At 56.7% G+C, this 19,045-nt stretch carries 15 protein-coding genes; all 15 read right to left on the bottom strand.

The window, feature by feature from the left end; all coding sequences use genetic code 11:
- Positions 1–22: 22 nt before the first annotated feature.
- The 15 genes from P9J57_RS08050 to P9J57_RS07980 all read right to left on the bottom strand — a co-directional run bounded on the left by P9J57_RS08050 (position 23) and on the right by P9J57_RS07980 (position 19,039).
- Positions 23–1,156, bottom strand: coding sequence for a M20 aminoacylase family protein (locus P9J57_RS08050; RefSeq protein WP_064352406.1), 1,134 nt, complete (start codon positions 1,154–1,156; stop codon positions 23–25).
- Between the two features lies 1 nt (position 1,157).
- Positions 1,158–2,084: a 2-hydroxyacid dehydrogenase gene (locus P9J57_RS08045; protein ID WP_014594016.1), complete on the bottom strand. Its 927-nt coding sequence runs from the start codon at positions 2,082–2,084 to the stop codon at positions 1,158–1,160.
- Positions 2,084–2,926: a GNAT family N-acetyltransferase gene (locus P9J57_RS08040; RefSeq protein ID WP_015699997.1), complete on the bottom strand. Its 843-nt coding sequence runs from the start codon at positions 2,924–2,926 to the stop codon at positions 2,084–2,086. Before P9J57_RS08040 ends, P9J57_RS08045 begins: the two co-directional genes overlap by 1 nt.
- Before the next feature lie 10 nt (positions 2,927–2,936).
- Positions 2,937–4,268 (bottom strand): NAD(P)/FAD-dependent oxidoreductase, encoded by a 1,332-nt coding sequence (locus P9J57_RS08035; protein WP_015699996.1) that lies wholly within the window; start codon positions 4,266–4,268, stop codon positions 2,937–2,939.
- A gap of 89 nt (positions 4,269–4,357) precedes the next feature.
- Positions 4,358–6,022, bottom strand: a complete 1,665-nt coding sequence (locus P9J57_RS08030; protein WP_013026288.1) for an ABC transporter ATP-binding protein — start codon at positions 6,020–6,022, stop codon at positions 4,358–4,360.
- Entirely contained in the window at positions 6,019–6,867 is an 849-nt protein-coding gene (locus P9J57_RS08025) for an ABC transporter permease (protein WP_483279453.1), read from the bottom strand. The genes P9J57_RS08030 and P9J57_RS08025 overlap by 4 nt, the downstream gene beginning before the upstream one ends.
- Complete coding sequence (locus tag P9J57_RS08020) at positions 6,867–7,820, bottom strand: ABC transporter permease (RefSeq protein WP_014594019.1); 954 nt, start codon at positions 7,818–7,820, stop codon at positions 6,867–6,869. The genes P9J57_RS08025 and P9J57_RS08020 overlap by 1 nt, the downstream gene beginning before the upstream one ends.
- Before the next feature lie 26 nt (positions 7,821–7,846).
- Positions 7,847–9,454 carry an ABC transporter substrate-binding protein gene (locus P9J57_RS08015; RefSeq protein WP_014605500.1) on the bottom strand — a complete coding sequence of 536 codons (1,608 nt, stop codon included), beginning with the start codon at positions 9,452–9,454 and terminating at the stop codon, positions 7,847–7,849.
- Positions 9,455–9,599: 145 nt separating this feature from the next.
- Positions 9,600–10,877, bottom strand: a complete 1,278-nt coding sequence (locus P9J57_RS08010; RefSeq protein ID WP_029568959.1) for an NAD(P)/FAD-dependent oxidoreductase — start codon at positions 10,875–10,877, stop codon at positions 9,600–9,602.
- Between the two features lie 10 nt (positions 10,878–10,887).
- A complete protein-coding gene (locus tag P9J57_RS08005; RefSeq protein ID WP_013026293.1) occupies positions 10,888–11,556 on the bottom strand; it encodes a haloacid dehalogenase type II in 669 nt (222 codons plus the stop codon).
- 32 nt (positions 11,557–11,588) lie between these two features.
- Positions 11,589–13,058 (bottom strand): aldehyde dehydrogenase family protein, encoded by a 1,470-nt coding sequence (locus tag P9J57_RS08000; RefSeq protein WP_014605498.1) that lies wholly within the window; start codon positions 13,056–13,058, stop codon positions 11,589–11,591.
- Positions 13,059–13,412: 354 nt separating this feature from the next.
- Positions 13,413–14,870, bottom strand: coding sequence for an NAD-dependent succinate-semialdehyde dehydrogenase (locus tag P9J57_RS07995; protein WP_273756914.1), 1,458 nt, complete (start codon positions 14,868–14,870; stop codon positions 13,413–13,415).
- Positions 14,871–15,021: 151 nt separating this feature from the next.
- The gene (cbl, locus tag P9J57_RS07990; protein ID WP_019106488.1) at positions 15,022–15,981 is read right to left on the bottom strand and encodes an HTH-type transcriptional regulator Cbl; all 960 of its coding nucleotides are present in this window, start codon (positions 15,979–15,981) and stop codon (positions 15,022–15,024) included.
- 210 nt (positions 15,982–16,191) lie between these two features.
- Entirely contained in the window at positions 16,192–17,109 is a 918-nt protein-coding gene (gene nac, locus P9J57_RS07985; protein ID WP_013026297.1) for a nitrogen assimilation transcriptional regulator NAC, read from the bottom strand.
- Positions 17,110–18,013: 904 nt separating this feature from the next.
- Entirely contained in the window at positions 18,014–19,039 is a 1,026-nt protein-coding gene (locus tag P9J57_RS07980) for an ABC transporter permease (protein WP_024470980.1), read from the bottom strand.
- Between the last annotated feature and the right edge of the window lie 6 nt (positions 19,040–19,045).

The raw sequence follows: 19,045 nt of genomic DNA, 5'->3' as shown, positions 1-19,045 counted from the left end.
TCGTGTCAAAATCCCACGGATTTCAGCCGGGAAATGTTGCCCCTGTTGCATAACAGGCCAGCGTGACAAAGGCCTGGATTCCGTAGGGTATGAGCGCATCGTTAAAATCATAGGCGGCGTGATGGAGCGGCTTGCTGGGTGCCGATCCTATCCACAAATAAGCACCAGGCTTTGCCTGTAACATAAAAGCAAAATCTTCTGAGGTCAGCGCAGGCTGAGGGGCCAGCCGGGCTGTCATGCCTGCCGCCTGCAAGGCCGCGAGGGCCTGACTTGCCTCAGACTCGCTGTTGATGGTGGCCGGGTAATAACGCGAATAATTCACCTCGGCGTCCAATCCATGCGCCGCCGCGATGTGCCCGGTCATGTGCCGCAGACGTGATTCGATGATGTCCTGTGCCGCCGGGTTGAACGTGCGTACCGTGCCGGTGATATTGGCTTCCGCAGGGATCATATTGTGGGAAAATCCGCCCTGCATGCGCGTCACGGTCAGCAACGCCGGTTCGCAGGGATCAAGCGCCCGGGGCACCAGGGTGTTTAACTGCACCACCAGTTCACTGACGGCAAGCAGCGTATCGTGCGTGAGATGGGGCTGAGCGGCATGGCCGCCAGGCCCTTTCAGGGTGATATCAAATCGGTCTGCCGCGGCCATGATGGCACCGGGGCGAGTCTGAATTTCACCCAAGGGTAATTCAGGCCAGTTATGCAGGGCAAACACCGCATCGCAGGGGAAGCGCTGGAACAGACCGTCGTCAATCATGGCCTTCGCGCCCGCCAGGCCCTCTTCTGCTGGCTGAAAAATAAAGCAGACCGTGCCGGTAAACTCGACCTCGCGCGCCAGCTTTGCTGCCGCGCCAAGCAGCATAATGGTGTGGCCATCGTGACCGCAGGCGTGGCTGCAGTTCGGCGTCTGGCTGGTCCAGGGCACCTCGCCGTTGTCCTGCATGGGCAGCGCATCCATATCAGCCCGCAGTCCAATCATGCGTGAACCGCTGCCTTTTTTCAGTACGCCCACCACGCCCGTTTTACCGATGCCGCGATGCACCTCAATGCCGAGATCCTCTAAAAACCGCGCGACAATATCGCTGGTCCGCGCTTCATGAAAGCCCAGCTCCGGATGACGGTGCAGATCACGGCGCAATGCCACTAAAGGGTCCATTTCAATATCCTCGTGAACGATCAACGACGCCGACCAGCGGCTCGCCACGCTGAAAGCGACGCAGGTTAGCCAGAAGCGCCTTAATCGCGCTGTCATTCTGCGTCTGGCTGGCGATGTGCGGCGTCAACCACACAGCCGGGTGCGTCCAAAATGCGTGACCGGCAGGCAAAGGTTCGGGATCGGTGACATCGATCACCGCAGCCCGTAACTGGCCGCTGTCGAGCGCATCCAACAGGTCCTGATGATTTAGCTGAGGGCCGCGTCCCACCTGAACCAGTGCGGCTCCCGCAGGCAACTGGCCGAACAGCCCGGCATTCAGGCGTCCCTGGGTGCTGGACGTTAGCGGCAGCAGGCACACCAGAATATCGCTGCGCGCCAGAAAGTCGGACAGCTGATCGTCACCATGCCAGCACGGCACGCCCGCAATATGGTGCGGCGTACGGCTCCAGCCGCCGCAGTCAAATCCCATCGACTGAAGCTGCGCCAGCGCCGCGCGGCCCAGTTCGCCCAGGCCCATAATGCCGATGCGACGCTGACTGGCGGGCATCGCCAGATGCGCCTGCCACTGCTGGTGGCGTTGCTGCTGGAAATAGCGTGGCATGTCGCGATGCAGCCCCAGCACCGCAAAGGTGACGTATTCCACCATTCCCTGCGTCAGGCCAGGTTCAATCGTTCTGACCAGCGGGATGTGGCCAGGCAGCGTGGACAGATCAAACTGCTCAGCCCCTGCGCCCACAGAAAACAGGACTTTCAGATTGGGAAAACAGGCCATAAGGTCATCCGGCGGCAACCAGGCGACCAGGGCATCAACCTGAGCCGCATCACCGGTTTCCGGCCAGAGATGTAAGTGGATATCGGGCGCGTGTTCAGCCAGCCAACGCTGCCAGTAGAGGCCGCGCTGGGGTTCAGATTTATAGACAACGTGCATCAGGCCATGGCCTGCGTGGTCAGACCAAACGCCTGCATCCCTTGCGCTACCCAGACCTCACCGCGCACCATCGTGACGGGCGCATCAACATTCGTGAGGCCCAGGCTCTCCAGCCAGGGAGCCAGCGGTAAAGCCGCATCCGTATCCATGCGCAAATACTCGCCCTTCATGCCCTGCATCAGCGCAGCCGTCAGCGCCTGCGCAACCGGAAAATCTTCTGCAATAACGGGACCAATGACCCAGCCACGGCCAAAACGGCGCAGGCTGGCAAAGCCCTTAAGGCGTTGCTCATCATCCTGCAATATCACGGTCTGATTGTCGGTAATCAGATGCGCCACCAGCGCCGGGCGGAAAAGCCCGTGGGCGGCCTGGTCCATGTTTACCAGCGCATCCCGGTCGTCAAGGGTGGCGCTGCGCAACGTCAACCCAGCCGGGATCGCGACCCTGGGCAGCGTCGTCAGGGATGGCGTCTGGTACTGAAGGATCTTACCGCAGGCAACGAAGCCGAGCTTTTCATACAGGCCTTTCCCCATCTCGGTGGCGTGCAGACGCACATTGTAGCCGGGAACTTTCTCTAACAAGGCCAGCATCAGTTGCTTGCCCAGCCCGCGCCCCTGATGTGAGTTTGCGACAATGACCAGACCGATGGTGGCGGCTTTGTCGCCCCAGCGCCAGAGAATCGCGCTGCCAATCACTTCACCCTGATCTTCAATCACCACGCCTTCGCCAAGCTCAATGCCGATCGCCCAGTCTTCATGGCGGTGCGGCCAGTTTAGCGCCTGGCTCATCGCATAAACCTGCGGAATGTCTTCGGTCGTCATGCTACGAATATCAAATGTCATTTTGCTTTCCTTACATCATGCCAGGTGCATCAAGTCCGCTGCCGTCAATAAAACGGCTGTAACGATAAGGGGTGGGATCCACCACCGGCGTCGCGTCCGTCGCCAGTTCAGCGGCGAGGCGGCCCGCGCCGGGGCCAATACCAAAACCGTGTGCGCTGAACCCCGCCGACAGCACCAGGCCAGGCAGTTTTGCCACCGTTGAAATAACCGGAATGGCATCCGGCGTACTGTCAATCATTCCCCCCCAGGCCTGGGCGACTTTGAGATTCGCCAGGGCAGGAAATTCGCGGCGCATGGCGGCCAGTCCGCTTTCCACGACCCAGGCATCGGCAGCCGGATCCAGAATACGCATCCGCTCGAAAGGCGAAACGGCATCCAGATCCCAGCGCCCCATCGCCTCAGGGCCGTGAAAGAACGGCTTCACCCCCAGATTCAGGGTAAGATTTTTACGACGACTTTTGAACGTGGGATAAAACTGACGCAGATATCGCAAGCCCTGAGCACCGGGCTCCAGCCGTCCACGGCCCGATACGGAAACGGTATAGCTGCCATCCAGCTGCGGCCGACAGGCGAAGCTTTCGGTATAAAAAGGAACGGCAATGGCCTGCTCGATGGGCTGAGTCCGAAAGGCGGTGCCAATCACATTCCCCAGCGGCAGATCGACGCCGTGCCGACGGCAAAACATCGAGGTCCATGCACCCGCTGCGCAGATCACGCGGGGGGCTTTGACGACTCCCCGTTCGGTTATCACGCCGCTGACGCGTCCTGCTGAAATATCCAGCCCGCGCACCGCACATTGCTGAAACACCAGCGCCCCTTTTTTCTGTGCGCCAATCACTATACCCGGTGCGGCCAGTCTGGGCTCTGCTGCACCGTCGGTGGGGGCCGAAACGCCGCCCAGCCAGTTTGTAGTGCTGCCCGGCGTCAGGGCTTTCGCCTGCTGCGCATTTAATATGTCGCTGCGTACGCCATACTGTTTGGCCATCTGGCCCCATGTATCCCAGGCGGCGATGTCCGCTTCATTGCGGGTGGCGTAAACCAGTCCGCTGCGGCGAAAACCCAGCTCTTCACCGGTTTCCACACTGAGTTCTTCCCAGCCTCGTAAGGCTTCAATCACCAGCGGCAGTTCACGTTCATCGCGATTCTGCTGACGGCACCAGCCCCAGTTGCGACTGGATTGTTCAGCCCCGACCAGGCCCTTCTCAATCAGCACCACCTTCAGGCCCTGCTTTGCCAGATACCAGGTGGCAGCGGCACCGGCGATACCGGCACCAATCACCACCACATCAGCGGCATCCGGGAAGTCCGGGCTGTCCTGTACATAACGAATCGGTGCAGGCATGACGTCACAACCTCGTCGTGTATTGGGGCAGAATGACCCTGGTTCAGCTGCCCCAAAATGAGTTTTGCTTGCCAAAATGGCGGTGCCGGTTATTCGGCTTTCAGAATCTCTTCATGCTCGTCCAGCCAGCCCTGACGTAGCTCAGGAACCGCACGTTTCAGGCGTTCGAAATAGAGCTCACTGGTCGGTTGATCGTAGTTACCGCGTGCCAGCTGGGTCACGATAGCGCCATTGCGCATCACAACGATCTCGTCACACACGGCACGCACGGCGTGCATATCGTGGCTGATAAACATTACCGACAATCCCAGCTCACGGCGCAGTTCACTGATCAGATCCAGCACCGCCGAGGCCACTACGGTATCGAGCGCCGAGGTCACCTCATCACAGAGAATGACATCCGGTTCTGCCGCCAGGGCACGTGCCAGATTCACACGCTGCTTTTGCCCACCGGACAACGACCAGGGACGGCGCGAGAGTACCGTGCGCGGCAACTTCACCAGATCCAGAAGTTGATACAGCCGGTTCTGCCGGGCGATGCCGCTCAGACCATGAAACAGCGTCAGAGGACGTGACAGAATCCGCTCCACACTGTGCGCCGGATTGAGCGCCGTATCCGCCATCTGGAAAACATACTGAATACGGCGCAGCTCGTTATCCGTGCGCTTTTGCATCTGATCGGCCACCGTGTAGCCATTAAACAAGATTTGCCCCTGGCAGGCCGGATTGAGGCCAGCGATAGCGTGAGCCAGGGTGGTTTTGCCCGAGCCGGATTCACCAATAATGCCGATGGCCTGACCTTTCCAGAGCGTCAGATTGATGTTTTCCAGGATGCGCACTTTGGGTAAGCCATCGCTGCCTTTCGGGCCGTAACCGGCAGACAGATCGCGCACTTCCAGTAGCGGCAGTTCACCGGCTTTCGCCGGGCACCAGTGGCTGGGGCGCTCTTTCTGCTGAGCCGCATCCATCAACAGGCGCGTATAGTCCGCTTGCGGCGCGCCAATCAGGTGCGCAGTGGTGCCGTACTCAGCGATTTTACCTTGCAGCAGAACAAGGATGCGATCGGCCATTTGTGCCACCACGGCCAAGTCATGACTGACATAAATTGCCGTTACGCCGCGCTGTTTGACCACCCGACGAAAGGCTTTCAACACTTCAACCTGGGTGGTGACATCCAGCGCCGTCGTGGGTTCATCCAGAATCACCACGTCCGGATCGCTGATCAGCGCCATCGCCGTCATCAAACGCTGTAACTGCCCGCCCGAGACCTGATGGGGGAAGCGATCGCCAATCGTATCCGGGTTGGGTAACGCCAGCTCACGAAACAACGCCAGCGCTTTGGCCTTCGCCGCCTTGCGCGTCATGGTGCCGTGAATCACGACCGGTTCAATGACCTGATCGATAATTTTCATGCCGGGGTTAAAAGAGGCAGCCGCACTCTGGGCAATGTAGGCGACTTTGTTGCCGCGAAAAACACGCAACTGTGCGGGGGTAAGATTCATGATGTTGGTCCCCGCAACATGAATATTGCCCTCGGCTATTTTACAGCCGTGGCGTGCATAGCCCATGAGCGCCATCGCAATGGTGGTTTTACCCGAGCCGGATTCGCCAATCAGCGCCAGCACTTCGCCCTTTTGCACCGTGAAGCGAATATCGGACACGATATCCAGCTCATCCCCGTTGTCGTTATGCGCCGTTACGCGCAGGTTATCGACAGATATTACAGGCATTGCCGTATGTTGCGTCACGTTCATGCCCCCTCCTTTGCCAGCGTCAACGGACGCATGCTTTGCAAGCTGTCAATAAACAGGTTAACGGCGATGGTCAGGCTGGCAATGGCCACCGCGGGCATCAACACGGCGGGTGAACCATCAAACAGCCCCTGAATATTTTCACGCACTAATGTTCCCCAGTCGGCATAAGGTGGCTGAACGCCCAAGCCAAGGAAGCTCAGCCCGCTCAGCAGTAAAACGATATACACAAAACGCAGGCCAAAATCGGCCAGGACCGGGTGCACCATATTGGGCAGAATATCGTGGATGGCGATGTACCAGCGGCTTTCTCCCCGCAGGCGGGAGGCGCGGACATAGTCCATATTGCGCAAGTTGCTGGCCAGGGCAAAGGCGATACGAAATGCGCCAGGCCAGTAGGTGAATACCGCGGTAATCAGCAGCATCGGCAATGAAGATCCGAACACTGCCACGATCATCAGCGCCAGGATTTTCCCCGGTAACACCAGCATGGCGTCGTTGATACGGCCCAGCAGCTCTTCCAGCCAGCGCCCGGTCACCGCCGCTAACAGCGCCAGCAGGGTGCCAATCAGGCTGGCCAGCACCGCAGCGCCCAGCGCCAGGCCAAGGGAAAATTTCGCCCCGTACATAATGCGGCTGAGGATATCCCGCCCCAGGTAATCCGTACCCAGCAGGTTTTCATGCGTAAATCCCCCCATTAACGGGCCCGCACCAATGTCGTCGAGATTATGGGGCGCCCACCAGGTACCGAAGAGCGCGATAATCAGCCAGAACAAGGTCACCACCAGGCCTAACTGGCCCGATAAAGACAGTGACTGAAAAATGCGCCAGGGAAGCAATATTTTCATCAGCTCCTCCATTTCGGGTTAAAGGCGATAGTCAGGATATCGGCCGCCAGCAGCAGAAGCAGATAGCAGCTGGCAAACAGCATCACACAGAGTTGAACTACCGGCAGATCGCGGTTGCTGACCGCATCGACCATCTGACTGGCCAGGCCGGGATAGCTGAAGATGGTTTCGATAATGATGACCCCACCAAACAGGTAAGAAAGACTGAGGGAAATAGCGTTAGCGATAGGGCCAACGGCATTCGGTAAGGCATGACGGAGCACCGCCCGCATCGGGGAAACGCCTTTCAGCAAGGCCATTTCCAGATAAGGGCTGTCGAGCTGGTTAATAATGGCCGCGCGGGTCATGCGCGCCATTTGTGCCACCAGGCCGCAGCATAACGTCATCACCGGCAGCGCATAGGCTTTAAGGTAGCTGGCGAAGTCCATATTGGGGCTGCCCAGCGACATGGCCGAAACCCAGTGCAGCTTCACCGCAAAAATCAGGACCGCGACGGTTGCAACCAGAAACTCCGGTACCGCAACCGTTGCCATGGTGCCAATCACCAGGGCACGATCGAGTTTTGAGCCACGATTCATGGCCGCCGCGATGCCAATAATCAGCGCCAGCGGGACACAAATTGCCGTGGTGGTGGCAGCCAGTTCAAAGGTGGCAGGCAAGCGCTGCGCCACCAGCTGTGCTACCGGCAGATGACTGGCAAATGAGGTGCCAAAATTCCCTGTCAGCATACCGCCAAGCCAGGTGAAATAGCGCACCAGCAGGGGCTGATCTAAGCCCAACTGCTGGCGCAGGGCCGCCACGGTTTCCGGCGTGGCGTTTTGCCCCAGGATCATTTGCGCCGCATCGCCCGGCAGCAGGCTGGTGATAAAAAACACCACCGCCGAGACGATAAGCAAGGTCAGGATGCCAGCGCCAATGCGCCGGGCAATCAGGAACATCATGTATCGGTTCATCGGCGAACTCCTTCTTCAGACGATTATCAGGCTGAAAGCCAGGCGAACTCATGGAAGCGATAGCCCATCAGCATGCCCGATGGCCAGGCTTCAAGTCCGTTAACCTTCTTGCTGTAACCGTCCATGGAACTGATAAATGCCGGGATGAGCGTACCGCAGTGGTCATAGATCAGGGTTTGCATATCGCCGTACATCTGCTTGCGTTTGGCTTTATCACGTTCGCCACGTGCCGCAATCACCAACTGATCGAACTGAGGGTTTTTCCAGCCGCTCTCGTTGGTGGATGAGCTTGACAGGTAGAACTGTGAGAACAGCATATCGAGCGTTGGGCGCGGGTTGATCGAGCCGTAGCCCACCGGATCTTTCATCCAGTGGGTGCCCCAGTAGCCTTCATAAGGCACGCGGCGCACGTTGACGTTCAGGCCTGCATTGCGTCCTACCTGCTGAATCAGCTGTGCCCCTTCCGTTGCGCCTTCCAGCGGCGGAGAGGTCACAATCTCAATGGTCTGCCCGGTCATGCCCGCTTTGTTGATATAAAATTTGGCTTTTTCGGGATCGAGCGGACGCGGTTTAAGATCGGCGTTAAACAGCGGATGCCAGGGTGGAACCGGCGTGTCATTACTCACGTCGCCAAAGCCCTGCAGCACGGTTTTAACGATGATTTCTCTGGGCTGCAGATATTTCATCGCCAGCACGAAATCCGGGTTGCTGCCGGGTTTGATATCGGTGCGGATAATCAGGTTGGTGTACATGCCACCTTTGGTTTCAAGCACCGCATGGTCCGGCGTACGGCTGATGCGCATACTGTCCGGCGCTTTCAGGCCCGAGGCCACCTGGATATCGCCCGACAGCAGCGCGTTGACGCGGGCGGCCTGATCGGTCACACCCAGCAGTTCCACTTCATCCAGATGCGGTAGCCCCGGTTTAAAGTAGTTGGGGTTTTTGGTGCCCACGGTATTGACCCCGGGCGTAAAGCTTTTGCACACGAAGGGGCCGGTGCCGATCCCTTTGCTGAAATCTTTGGTGCCATCCTGAACGATCAGGAAGGGAGATGTCGTCAGCATGTAAGGAAGGTCAAAGTTAGGTGCCACGAGAACAAGCTGAACTTCATTGTCGTTGACAGCTGTAAGGGTCTTGAACTGTTCGGCAAGCTTGAATGCACTTGAGGCCACGGCGGGATCTTTATGGCGGTTAAGCGAGAAAATCACGTCTTTCGCGGTAAAGGGCTTACCGTCGTGGAACGTGACGCCTTTGCGCAGTTTGATGCTCCAGGTGATACCGTCGTCAGAATCCACCGACTCTGCCAGGCCGGGCTTAACCGACATTGACTTGTCGACCTCTGTCAGACAGCTGTAAAACATAAACTGGCGCGTGTAGTCGGCACTGTTGCTGCCTTTTGCCGGATCAAGCGTATCAGTCGCAGACGCGTTAGACATGCCGACACGTATTTTTCCGCCCTGAACCGGTTTGCTTTCTGCCAGCGCCATGCCGGGAAAGCCGATCAGTCCGGTGCTCATCACCGCACCGGCGGAAAGCAGCTTCATTAAACTGCGACGGGACAGCGTGCCCTCCGTGATCATCCGCGTCAGAGCAGGATTGGTTACGTCAGATTCTTTATTATCAATTTTACTCATCTGTACACCCTCATTACGTGTTCGAGAGAACATGGAAACATCCCCTGCGTCATTCAGACGGCGCATGCTGGCTGGCCGTTCCGCTGCCGGGCTGGCGAGTCGTCATTCACTGCGCGCCCAGAGCGGCCTGAAAAACAGTGTGAATTTATGAAAGGCGATCCTTTGCTTTGTAGTAGAGGCCGGCGAGCGGCAAAAACCACGGTTTTCCGTGATAGCCCGGCAGTGCAGGCCATGCCTCGCGCTGCCAGGGGTTATCGCGAGATTTCTCACTTATCAGATCGGCCATCACCCGGCCCATCCATACCGACATCTGGGTGCCATGCCCGCTGTAACCCAGCGAATAAAACACCCCGTCCTGTTCACCGGCATGTGGCAGACGATCGGCACTCATATCCACCATGCCGCCCCAGCAGTAGTCGATCTTCGTGTTAGCCAGTTGGGGGAACATTTTCGCCATTGCCGCATGCAGGATGTCGCCGCTGCGTGAATCCGACGTCGGATTGCTGATGGCGAAGCGCGCCCTGCCGCCAAACACCAGACGGCTATCCGCCGTGGTACGGAAGTAGTTACCGATGTTCATCGAGGTCACGTAGTTGCGGTTTTCGGGCAGTAGCGCATGAAGCAGCGCGTTATCCAGTGGCTCAGTGACGACAATAAAACTGCCCACCGGCACAATACGACGCTGAAACCACGGGAACGGGCCTTCGCTGGAGCAGCCGGTTGCCATCAGCACTTTGTCGGCCAGGATTTCGCCTTGGCTGGTGACCACCCGGTGACGATAGCCGTCGAGCCGTATCAGCTGAGTGACGTGATGATGGGTATAGATTTTTGCGCCACTGCGCACCGCAGCTTCGGCCAGGCCCACACCAAACTTGCCCATGTGCATCTGGCCGCCATGCTGTTGCAAGAGTCCACCATGAAAGTCGCCACCGCCAATTTCACGCTGAACCTCATCTTTGCTCAGTAACTGGATATCGGGATCCACGGTGCGGCGCATCAGTGTCCAGGCGTCCTGCAGGCCGGAGAAGTGGGATGCCTTGCTGGCCAGTTTGAGCTTGCCGCACAGACGAAAATCGCAGTCGATCTGCTCTTGTTTAATTAACTGCTCAACATAGGTCACCGCATCGTCAAATGCCTTGTAGAAGCGACTGGCCTGGTCAAGTCCGTGGCTGCCAACCAGCGAGGCAAAGTTTTGCGCCACGCCGGTGTTGCAATGGCCGCCGTTGCGTGACGAGGCCTGACTCATCACCTCTCCGCTGTCCAGCACCACCACATTAATTCCGCTACGCGCCAGCGTCAGCGCTGCGGACACACCGGTAAAACCCGCCCCAATCACGACCACATCGGCCTGTGCAGGTAAGGGGGCTTTAGCGGCGGCGCTGAACGACGGGGCGGTGGCTTGCCAGTACGATTCCAGTTTCATGACGGTGTCCTCAAAGACCGACGACGCCAGGCAGGCCGCCAATATCTTTAATTTCGGTGTATTGATAATAGGGATTGGCCGGTTCATGCCCGCGATTGACCCAGACCTTATGCTTAATGCCCAGGTCGTGCGCGGTCATCAGGTCATAACGGAAACTGGATGACACATGCAGAATTTCGTCCGGACGGCAGTCCAGTTTTTCCAGCATGTATTCAAAGCCTTTCATCTGCGGTTTATAGGCACCGGCCTCTTCCGCCGTAATCGCCATATGCACAGGCGCGCCAAGACGAGGAATGTGATGCGGAATCAGGTCGTTCATCGAGTTGGTCAGCAGCACCAGCGGGAATTCTTTCGCCACTTTGGCTAATCCGGCGGGCACATCCGGATGCGGTCCCCAGGTGGCGCAGTCGGTGTAGATAAAATCACTGTCTGCCTGCTCCCATTTCACGCCCCATTTTTTACAGGTGCGCTGAATCGCATTGCTGACCACGTCGTAATAAGGCTTCCAGGCACCCAGCACCTCATCCAGACGATAGCCCGAAAAGTCAGCGACAAAGGCATCCATGGCATTCGCGTCCACCCGCTCCGCAAAACAGCGCTTTGCTGCACCTGCCATATCAAAAAAGATCAGCGTGCCGTAACAATCAAAAGTGATGAATTTGGGTTTAAACAGTGCCATGGAATTAACCTCGTTATTGTCAGGTGTGGTGCTTAAAAATCGATAAGTACGCTTTTCTGGCGCTGGCAGGCCTGGAACGCCTGGCGTCCCAAATCTTTACCAATACCCGAGCCCAGAAAACCGCCGGTTGGAATGATGAAATCGCCGGAGCGTCCATAGCGATTGACCCACACGGTACCGGCGTCAATCGCCCGTATCGCCCGCATGGCCCGTGGCAGGCTCAGCGTATGCACACCGGCACACAGGCCGTACGTATCATGTGCTGCCAGCGCCAGCCCCTGCTCTTCATCGTCGAAGGTCTGAATGGTCAGTACCGGACCAAAAATTTCCTGCTGTACCGCCGGATTATCCTGCTTCACCTGGCTTAACAGCGTGGGTTGCCAGAACCAGCCCTCATCGGTGTCCGCGAAGCGTTCGCCGCCCACCAGCACCTCAGCGCCCTGCGCTTTGGCATCTTCAATGACCGAACGCACTTTATTGCCCTGGCGCGCATCAATCAGCGGTGCATAACGCGAGGTGTCCTGCCATGTAACGCCTGGCCTGGCCTCACGACATAACGCCGCCAGCCGTTCCGTCAGCGCATCGGCAATGCCGCGCTGCACGATTAAGCGCGTACCCGCAACGCAGGCCTGGCCGCCATTTGCGGTGAAGCCGCGCAGAATACGCTGCGCCAGCACCTCAATATCCCCTGCATCATCGAAAACCAGTTGGGGGCTTTTACCGCCCAGTTCCAGCGTAACGGGCTTCATGCCAAACTGTGCGGCATCGCTCATGATGCGCGCGCCGGTCAGGGTGGAACCGGTGAAAGACACTTTGCGCACGCGCGGATGTCTGACGAGCGCGCTGCCCGTTACCGCCCCGCTGCCCTGCACGATATTCAGGATGCCAGCGGGTAAACCAGCCTGAACCGCCAGCTCTGCCATGCGTACGGTAGAAAGCGGGGTGAGTTCAGAGGGTTTCAGCACCACCGCATTTCCTGCTGCCAGGGCCGGCCCGCATTTCCACGAGGCCATCGACAGGGGGAAATTCCAGGGCGTAATCGCCCCGATCACGCCATAGGGTTCGGCAATCAGCATTCCCAGGCTGCTATCCCGCGTGGGAAACAGGTCACCGCTGTATTTGTCAGCACATTCGGCATAGAAACGAATGGCTTCGGCGGTGAAGGGAATTTCATGCTGTACCACGTCGGCGATCGGACGCGTTGAGCCAAGTGCTTCAAGCTGGGCCAGCAGCAGATCCTGTTCGATTAAGTCCGCCCAGCGGCGCAAAACCCGACCGCGTTCACGGGGGGAACAACCTGACCAGCCGCTGGTTTTTAGTGCCTGATGCGCCGTCATCACGGCACGATCAACATCGTCCGCCTGCGCTTCATGCAGGGTGGCAAAAACACGACCATCTGAGGGGCGTTTAACGGCAAAAGATTCGCCTTGTGTTTGCACATGTTTCCCGCCGATATAATGGCCTAACGGGAGTGGCACGCTTTCCGGGTCGAAACTCAACATGGAAGAATCCTTATTTGTTACACCCATCACACTCTGGATTGGTTAAATTTCGGCAATGCTTTTCTGAATAAGTAATTAGGTAATGCAGAAAGTATGCCAGCCGTTAAAAAAATAAAAATGCGTTTAAAACGACGCAAAAAAATTTTTCTGCCGTATTAATGACGGATTTATTGCGGAATTGCCGAAGCGTTAAACAGATGATTTACCTCACAAAAAACCCGCCTTGCTTTGGTGCATTGCGCATGAAACTTGCACTAAAAAGGAGAAAAGGCGCAAAAACCAGATCTGACGCACAAAAAAAAGCGCCAGCATAACGATTATGCTGGCGCCTGAATTCAGGTATTACGTCTTAAATTACAAACTGCCGAGATGGAATGTTTTTTGTTCCAGATATTCATCAATTCCGTAACGTGAACCTTCACGACCGATTCCCGATAATTTAACGCCGCCAAAGGGCGCCACTTCTAAAGAGATTACGCCTGTATTAAATCCTACCATGCCAAATTCCAGCGCTTCCGCTACCCGCCAGGCGCGTCGAATATTCTCCGTAAAGAAATACGCGCCCAGGCCATAAGGCGTGTCGTTCGCCATCGCCAATGCCTGCGCCTCATCGTCAAACACAAACAGTGGTGCCACCGGGCCAAAGGTCTCTTCCTGCGCAATGCGCATCTCACTCGTCACCTGCCCCAGAACGGTAGGCTGAACCCAGGTTCCCGCTCCGCTGCTGATGCCGCCCGTTAACAGCATCGCCCCTTTCTGTAAGGCATCGTCGATATGTGCATTGACCTTTTCAACCGCGGCGGTATTGATCAGGGGCCCGAGGGTGCTACCGGCCGCAAATCCGTCGCCCACCTTGAGGGTGGCCACGGCTTCCAGTAAGCGGGCGGAAAAGCGTTCATAGATGTTGCGCTGTACCAGAATTCGGTTGGCGCAGACACAGGTTTGCCCGGCGTTACGGAATTTGCTGGTCATGACGCCAGCCACCGCGATCTCAATATCGGCGTCATCGAAAACGATTAGCGGCGCGTTGCCGCCCAGTTCCAGACTCAACCGTTTTACGCTGTCGGCACATTGTTTCATCAGTAACTGACCCACACGGGTTGAGCCGGTGAATGAAATTTTACGCACCAGGCGGCTTTCAGTCAGGGCGGCGCCAATTTCCGTCGGCATACCGGTAACCACCTGCAAAACACCGGACGGAAAACCGGCGCGCTCTGCCAGTACCGCCAGCGCCAGGGCAGACAGCGGCGTCAGGTCAGAAGGTTTAACGATAATCGGACAACCTGCCGCCAGCGCAGGCGCCACCTTGCGGGTAATCATGGCAATGGGAAAATTCCACGGCGTAATGGCTGCCGCTACGCCGACCGGCTGTTTTAACACGATGATTCTGCGGTCGGACGTGGGCGCGGGAATGGTATCGCCGTAAATGCGACGCGCCTCTTCGGCAAACCACTTAACGAAACTGGCGCCGTACAGGACTTCGCCTCTGGCTTCCGCCAGCGGTTTGCCCTGCTCGGCCGTCATGATGATGGCAAGATCGTCGGCGTTATCGACAATCAACTGATACCACTTTTCCAGCAGTGCGGCGCGTGTGGCATTGGGTGTTTTGGCCCAGTCATGGCGTACCGACTCCGCATGATCGATCGCCGCCTCGGTTTCCTTCCGCCCCAGTGCCGGAACCGTCGCCAGCGTCTCACCGGTTGCCGGATCGATAACCGGCAGCGTTTCGCCCTGATAACCGTTCTGCCATTGACCTGCAAACAGCGCCTGCTGACGCAACAGCGTGTGATCTTTTAGTTGTATACGTGACATCGCATCCCCCTTTGTTCAGATCTTTCCACTTTATCGGGAGGGGGGAAGCGCAGGATGTTGTTATTGCCGGCCAGAAAGCGTTCGCTGTGAGGATTTACGGCAGAAAAAAAATTTTATGCCGTTGCGCCAGGGCGCTGGATGTTCAGGGTCGCTAAATCTGAAAATCGATAACCGGCTCATCGTCACCCGAGGAGGACAGTGCCTGCTCTTTAATCTCTTCAAGCGATAAGTTGGCGTTGCACAGCTCCAGAAATTGCCAGACATAGTTGCGCTGCAGTTGGCCCCGTTTCAGCCCCAGCCACACGGTATTAGCCTCAAACAGATGCGTGGCATCCAGCCTGACCAGCTCACCGCCCGGTTCGGTTTCACAGGCCTGATCGGCCAGAATACCGACACCAAGGCCAAGTTTGACATAGGTTTTCACCACATCGGAATCCTGTGCGCTGAGCACGATGTCCGGCTTTAAGCCTGCCCCCTGGAAGGCCCGGTCCACACGTGAACGCCCGGTGATCCCCTGGCGATAGGTAATGAGCGGATGGTGACTGAGCGCATTGAGCGATACCGGCTGTTGCTGCACCAGCTCGTGATCGTGCGGCACCAGCAGGGCATGATGCCAGCTAAACCACGGAAACGCCGCCAGGCTGCTGTTATTCACCAGCATCTCACTGGCAATTCCGACATCCACCTCGCCTGCCAGCAGCATGTTCACAATTTCCTGCGGTGAGCCCTGGTTCAGTTCAAGCCTGACGTTGGGATAAAGCTGGCGAAACGCCTTGATGACGGGCGGCAGACTGTAACGCGCCTGCGTATGCGTGGTGGCGATGGAAAGGATACCGCTGGATTCATTGGTAAACACGTCTGCCAGACGGCGGACTTTACCGGCTTCGTCCAAAATGCGCTCCGCAATGGTTAATAGCGCTTTCCCGGGCTCTGTCATGCCAAGCAGCCGCTTGCCGCGTCGGATAAAGATTTCAACCCCAAGCTCATCTTCAAGATCGCGAATATGGCGACTGACGCCCGATTGCGAAGTAAATAGCGTGCTTGCGACCTCTGTAAGGTTGAACTCCCGTCGTGCCGCTTCGCGGATAATTTTAAGTTGCTGGAAATTCACACTATTTACCTCTCTTTACACAATCTGATAAACAGAGGGTAAAAAGGATTTTCGATAACTGGAAATACTAAAAAAGTTTTATTTATGCATTTGAAGCATATAGAACAGGGCGGGAGACGTTGAGCTGCATCCTGATGGACAGTCACAGAAAGGGCAGCGGCGCGATATCTACGCGCCCTGCTTCAGAGAAAGATGCTCAGGACAGGCGTTCTAGCTGACCAGGGTGAGTTCCCGTTTTTCCGTCAGCGGTTTGTTCAGCAGCGACAGCAGGATATTTTTAACGGCCTGCGCCGGGGGCGATAAAGGTAACCGATGTGAAAGGTTGAGCGATAACGGCAGGCTGATCGTCGGGCTGGTAATACGCGCCATCCATGCCTGGGTGGAACCCACCAGCGCCCGGGCGGCGGATTCCGGCAATACGGTGACGCCCATCCCGCTGGATATCGCGGCGGTCAGCGTGGAAAGCGACTCTATTTCACCAATAATACGCGCACTCAGGCGGCGCAGTGAAAATGCCTCATCAACGCGCTGACGCACGGCACTGTAATCGCGTGGCAAAAACAGGCTCATCTGTGCCACTTCAGCCAGATCCACATTGGTACCCGGACAGGCAGTGGTGCCGACCAGATACAGATCTTCTTTGAGCAGCGGTAGACTGTTGATCCCTGCCGTCGGCGCACGGTCATACAGCACGGCCATGTCCAGCTGCCCGCTAATAATGTTTTCATTCAGGGCGCTGCTGCTGTTTTCATGCAGGTAAACAATGATATCCGGATACTGTTCCCGTACCGTTTGCAGCAATGGCATCGTCAGCGAGGAGGCGGCCGTTCCGGGAGCCAGTCCAATGGAAACCTGCCCTTTCACCACTTCACCGGCATTCATCACCGCTGACTGTGCCAGCTCACACTGTCGCAGAATAACGCGCGCATGGCTGTAGAGTAATTTTCCGGCTTCCGTAGGTGTTACGCCGCGTTTGGTGCGATTCAGAAGCTGCTGCTCCAGCTCACCTTCAAGCGTAGCAACCTGCTGGCTTAACGCAGGCTGGGCAATATGCAGCACTTCTGCTGCCCGCGTCAGGCTACCGATATCGACGATTTTCACAAAGTATTTCAGCCGTCTTAAATTCATCTTGCCTCCGTTGCTACGTCAAGGTTTCTGGCTGATCCGTATCAACCAGCCTGTATACAGATGAATTGCAATATGCAGACCAGGTTTATTCAGATCGCGAAACATGTCGGGAAATAATTGCTAAGCATCAGAATAAACAGCGTTTCTCTGTACCTCCAAAGAGGTAAGTCGGGGAGCACCGCCGCATTCAGGCGGCGACACAGGGTGAGCTGCACCGCAACAGTGCGAAACATGTCAAACCAGCGTGCAGCGTCGGCCCTGTGCCAGCAAAGGTTATCGACGTGCCAGTGTCCGGCCCGGTTATGCAGGAGAAAAAGCAGAAAGAGAGTGAGATGTGTTGCTGCGTGGCTGCGTGGCTGCGTGGCTGCGTGGCTGCGTGGCTGCGTGGCTGCGTAAAAGTCTAAGACTGTTGGCTGAGGAGAAACAGGTTTATTGCCTGAGCGGTTGATCGATTCGAAACGTCTTCCCACCTGCAACGCTCAATACGCTCACGTTTTTTTTAAAAAGGTCAGAAAGGCGACTACGCAAACGTATTTATGTTGTAGCAAGGCGGCGATTCTCTGGCACCAGAGAAAACCCCCACGGGATTCCGTATAAACGCTTTTTGGTTTTGCTGTCTTTTTTAGTTCACCCCAGCCAGCAAAGCGCGAATACGCAAACGCATTTATGTTGTAGCAAGGCGGCGATTCTCTGGCACCAGAGAAAACCCCCACGGGATTCCGTTTAAACGCTTTTTGGTTTTGCTGTCTTTTGTTCACCCCAGCCAGCGAAGTGCGAATACGCAAACGCATTTATGTTGTAGCAAGGCGGCGCCAGGCGCTTAGGCCCAGGAGCATAGTAAACTATGTGACTGGGATAAGCGCCTGGTACCAACGCCGCTACGGCGCAAAGGCGGCAGCGTATTTTAGCGTTTAGCGCGATTGCGTCGCATATCGATGGTAACTGCGGCGACGATGATGATGCCTTTGATGATGTCTTGGATATAGGCATCCACCCCAACAAAGGTGAATCCGCTTTTAATCAGACCAAGAATTACCGCACCAATCAGCGTGCCGGTAATACGGCCCACACCACCCATCAGGCTGCTGCCGCCGATCACCGCTGCGGCAATCGCATCCAGTTCATAGCCCACGCCCATGCTTGACTGGCCACTGCTGACGCGTGCCGCCAGCACTACGCCCGCCAGGCCTGACAGCGCCCCCGCAATGGTATAAACGATAATCAGGTATTTGTTGACGTTAATGCCGGACACTTTGGCCGACGTCATATTGCCGCCGATGGCATAAACATATTTGCCATAACGGGTATGTTTCAGCGCAACGTGAAACACCAGCGCCACAACCAGAAAAATCACCACCGGCATGGCACCCTGACCAATAGAGGTGAATCCATCGGACAGAAAACTGATGGGGTTACCCTGGGTGTAATACTGCGCCAGACCGCGCGCAGAAACCATCATACCCAGTGTGGCAATAAAAGGTGGGATGCCGGTGCGGGTAATCAATACGCCATTGATCAACCCGCACAGTAAACCGACGCCAATGCCGGCAGCAATCGGCACGGCCGCAGGCATATTCACCAGGGATGGAAACATCGGCGTCAGCGTATCTGAGGTTTGCGCCAGGCTGGCAGCCACCACCGCAGTCAACGCAATCACCGAACCGGAAGAGAGATCGATACCGGTCGTAATGATCACCTGGGTTACACCGACGGCGATGATACCGATGATAGCGACCTGCAATACAATTAAAATCAGGCGGTTCGTGTTCATCAGGAACGACTGATCGCGAACATACCAGCCAAAAATTTCAAAAATTAAGGCAATCCCCACCATTACCACAAAGATGCCGGTATCCTTTGGAACCCGGTGACGCAGGCTTGCCAGGAAAGAGGGTTGTTGCTCAGAAGCCTGAGCGGCCGTGGCTTTCATATTACT

Source organism: Pantoea sp. nfd-35, assembly GCF_056892255.1.
The sequence above is the reverse complement of the archived record's forward strand: the minus strand, read 5'-3'. Positions and strand labels throughout refer to the sequence as shown.